This is a genomic window from Azohydromonas australica DSM 1124, assembly GCF_000430725.1.
Taxonomy (GTDB): domain Bacteria; phylum Pseudomonadota; class Gammaproteobacteria; order Burkholderiales; family Burkholderiaceae_C; genus Azohydromonas; species Azohydromonas australica.
The window spans coordinates 1-2,645 of sequence record NZ_AUMO01000155.1 but is presented as its reverse complement, the minus strand read 5'-3'; the positions used below and the strand labels follow the sequence as shown (position 1 = coordinate 2,645).

Here is a 2,645-nt window from a genome sequence, read left to right as displayed (position 1 = left end):
CGGCACCTCGGGTTGGAGACGCAACGACAGTGGAGTGCGCTGGCCATTGCACGCACCACGCCGGTCTTGCTGGGCCTGTTCTCGCTGGTGACGCTGCTGGCCAATACGCTGGCGCGCAATGGCAGCTTGCCCACTCGCCAGGCCGCCTGGTACACCAAGACCATCCCGACCTTCAGCGACGCGCTCGCAGCAGTCCGAGCACACTGGTGGCGGACCATCGGTTTAGCAACGTCCCGGCGCGAACGCGACATGATCAAAGTGCCGCGCAGCGTATTCCGCCGCCTGCACGAGGTGGCTTGCTATGCCGCGTGATGGCCAAAGTCGAGCTCAGGATGCGACCACCTGGGCGAGGTACTTCAACGGCCTGCAAGAGGGATGGCACGACGCGGCTTGACCGCTGGGAGACGGCGCTCAACGGGGCCCGGCCCAACGAAGCACGCGACACCACAACCTCGGCCGCCATGAGCCACAACCTGCGCACCCTGGTGCTGGGCAAGCTCCTCACACTCGCCTCGCGCGACCAGCTCGAGCGCTGGCTGACGGCCAACCGGACCGGTGATGCGCGGCCGCGGGCCGGGCTGCCTGCGGCCTGGCACATTGCCGACAAGACAGGCATCGGCGACTTCGGCACCGCCAACGACGTGGCCGTGATCTGGCCACTGGGCCGCGAAGCCGTAGTTGCTACAGACCAGTCGTTCAGCGGCCGCTGCCAGCTGGCCAGAAGCGGAATTCCCCAAGTGACTGCTTCACATTAATGATAGGCACCCAGGCGGCCGGCGCTGCCCGCGTCGGTAGATCTCGTCTTCGACCAGGACGAAGCCAGAGGCGGTGACGAGATGCCGCTGCCCGCTGCCTTCGACGACACGGCTCCAACGTTCCACCGTGATCGTCGGCTGCCCGCGCCCCTCTGCCGCCCAGTAGGAGAAGCCGCCGTACATGCCTGACACTGCCAGCCACGCTTCGTCGTCTTCGTCGGGCACGGCAGGCGCTAGAGATGGTACCGCAGGGGACGGAACCTTGAACTCCTGGCACCGCTGCTCGCCAACCGTTGCAACTGACGTTGCAGCGCTCCCAGATTTGCTCCCAGCGTCGTCACGTCAGGCAGCCCGCAGCAGCCATCCCCGCGGCAACATCTGACCGCATCGTCCACGTGCGCCTGTCGGTGTCCCAGGTGCAGAACCAGGACGTCGGCACCGCTTGGCCCTTCTTGTCTGTTTGTAGGTCCGCACGCGCGACCAGCTCTCCGAACATCAGCCCTGCGAAACCGAGCCAGATGTTCACGCCCCCGTGGCCTCTGTAGCCGGCCGCAGCAGCAAGATCCAAGGTCCCGAGCTCCCGTCCCGGTGCGCGGTGCAGAGCGCCCAGCATCGCCCGCTGCCCGTCGTTGAGCTCACTCCACAGCAGCTCGAATGCACGGCGCAGCTCGTCGGCTCCGGGGGTGACCGTGCCGCGGGCCCGCGCACGCTCAAGATTCCGCATGCCCATTTGCAGCAACACCTCGTCCACGCCCTGCTCGCGATCGTCTGACTCGACGTGGCACAACCGCTCGCTTCCCTTCCACACGACCACGTGGACCTTACCGTCCTTCTCCCGGATGACCAATTGGTACGGGCCGAACTGCTGGACTTCCTTCTTTAGGTTGATCGCCATCAGTGCTCTCCTCGGTTCGTTGGAAAAGTATTCAGGCTCAGGGAAACAGCTTAAGCGCCTTGATGGCTTTCGCCAGCTCGTGGTGCATCATGAGCCGGTACTCGTTGCTGGCCGCGGCGCGGCGCCAGCGGCAATGACCTGTGCGGCAGCGTCCCGGCCTTTCAGCTGTGGTTGCACACCGCCTTGGTGATGCCGCCGCCCACCGTGCCCGGCCCTGAAGTCATCCAGTCTCCGAAGACCATTCCGCCCCGCGTGGGGTGGCCGCCGCCCATGCGGCCCTTGTAGGCCTGGTACTGCACCAGGCGGTGCCGCCGCCCCGTGCAATCGACCTCGTAGAGGAACTGCATGGACCGATCGAAGTCGGTCACGGGCTGCCCCATGTCCTTCATCGCCCAGATCTGTCGCACCCCACCTTCGGCGCGGACCGATTCCGGATCGACGTACCAGACTGCCTTGGCGTCGTCTTTCCCGAGTGCCGTCCAGGCGCCCCAGGTCGGCGCCGTGGCCGTGATCGTGGCCACCAGCATCCATGCTGCCTTCATCGTGCCCTCCTGCGCTGTGCCGATTGATTTTTCCGGGAAGTCCGCGGGAGACGGAACACCGGGAAAACAGGTGTCGGCGCGACGCCATGGCCAGCACTTTGCCGGCTGCGTACATGGGACGCTGGACTGTTTGCGGCAAGCGCATGCAATGGCAATGCGGGACTGCGCGCCCGCGACGCCATCACCGTCGGGAACGCAGAAGCGCTGAGCGTGCGGGGGCGGGCTCGCGAACGTAGTGGGACACGACCTGTGCGCGGTTCGCTTGCGTTGAAAGCCGGCCGCCTCGGACGCCCGCTAGGCCCTGGCTCAGGAGCCACCGGCCCTGCTGGGCGGCAATCCGGCGCAGCAGGAAGGCTGTCAGGAGTCAGCAGGCGGCTCGTCCACCTCGGAGGGCAACGGCATTTCACGGCAAGGCATGCCGCTGCGCTTGAGCCGCCCCTGCTCCCACCCCGC

Annotated in this window: 4 protein-coding genes and 1 pseudogene; 2 read left to right on the top strand and 3 right to left on the bottom strand. The window is 66.4% G+C overall.

What is annotated here, in order from left to right; all coding sequences use genetic code 11:
- Together H537_RS55825 and H537_RS55820 are read left to right on the top strand one after the other, a co-directional pair.
- Positions 1-312 (top strand): annotated as a pseudogene (locus H537_RS55825) (IS701 family transposase); the annotation flags it as partial.
- A complete protein-coding gene (locus H537_RS55820) occupies positions 312-755 on the top strand; it encodes a serine hydrolase (RefSeq protein ID WP_084150815.1) in 444 nt (147 codons plus the stop codon). The pseudogene H537_RS55825 and the gene H537_RS55820, both read left to right, overlap by 1 nt.
- On the opposite strand, the gene H537_RS49500 is transcribed toward H537_RS55820, so the two are convergent.
- From H537_RS49500 to H537_RS0118865, 3 genes are all read right to left on the bottom strand, one after another.
- Positions 747-980, bottom strand: a complete 234-nt coding sequence (locus H537_RS49500) for a hypothetical protein (protein ID WP_156901849.1) — start codon at positions 978-980, stop codon at positions 747-749. The genes H537_RS55820 and H537_RS49500 overlap by 9 nt on opposite strands.
- Before the next feature lie 112 nt (positions 981-1,092).
- A complete protein-coding gene (locus H537_RS0118870) occupies positions 1,093-1,650 on the bottom strand; it encodes a hypothetical protein (RefSeq protein ID WP_028999070.1) in 558 nt (185 codons plus the stop codon).
- Positions 1,651-1,811: 161 nt separating this feature from the next.
- Positions 1,812-2,192 carry a surface-adhesin E family protein gene (locus tag H537_RS0118865; protein WP_043459254.1) on the bottom strand — a complete coding sequence of 127 codons (381 nt, stop codon included), beginning with the start codon at positions 2,190-2,192 and terminating at the stop codon, positions 1,812-1,814.
- Between the last annotated feature and the right edge of the window lie 453 nt (positions 2,193-2,645).

Excerpts from the sequence above, each read along its gene's own strand:
- H537_RS55820 (WP_084150815.1), top strand. The coding sequence starts at position 312 with ATGGCCAAAGTCGAGCTCAGGATGCGACCACCTGGGCGAGGTACTTCA.
- H537_RS0118870 (WP_028999070.1), bottom strand. The coding sequence starts at position 1,650 with ATGGCGATCAACCTAAAGAAGGAAGTCCAGCAGTTCGGCCCGTACCAA.
- H537_RS0118865 (WP_043459254.1), bottom strand. The coding sequence starts at position 2,192 with ATGAAGGCAGCATGGATGCTGGTGGCCACGATCACGGCCACGGCGCCG.